Source organism: Xenorhabdus littoralis (assembly GCF_033949345.1).
Lineage (GTDB): Bacteria > Pseudomonadota > Gammaproteobacteria > Enterobacterales > Enterobacteriaceae > Xenorhabdus > Xenorhabdus littoralis.
On record NZ_VCDP01000206.1, the window covers coordinates 1 to 376 of the forward strand.

1 protein-coding gene is annotated in these 376 nt (G+C 51.1%); it reads right to left on the minus strand.

The genetic code is table 11. The features are described 5' to 3' along the window. Positions 1-376, minus strand: a 376-nt coding sequence (locus FE394_RS19285; protein WP_319927930.1) for a ParA family protein, incomplete at its 3' end; no start/stop codon positions are given.

The window sequence follows — 376 nt, forward strand, 5'->3', positions numbered from 1 at the left end:
TGAAAATAATATCGTACTGGCTGAAGAGAGGATGTTGCAGGACATTACGCAGACGCAGACGCCCGTCGGGGGCGTGCAGCATTGCCGTTGGCAGGAGTTCATCCGGATCGTTGGAGATCAGAATATCGAGGTTTTTGATAACCGAACGGGAAATGATCTGCTCAGACTGGTTCAGATCCACCGTCTGCATCAACAACTCATACAGTCCGGCGGGCGCTTCATAGCTCAGGGGAAAAATACTGCTGGACGTGGGTTGCGAGTAATCCGCATCAATCAGGAGAACGCGTAAACCGGCATCGGCAAAAAAACCCGCCAGATTAGCCGCATGGGTCGATTTACCTTCGCCCCCTTTGGGAGAAATTATGGGAAGAATTAT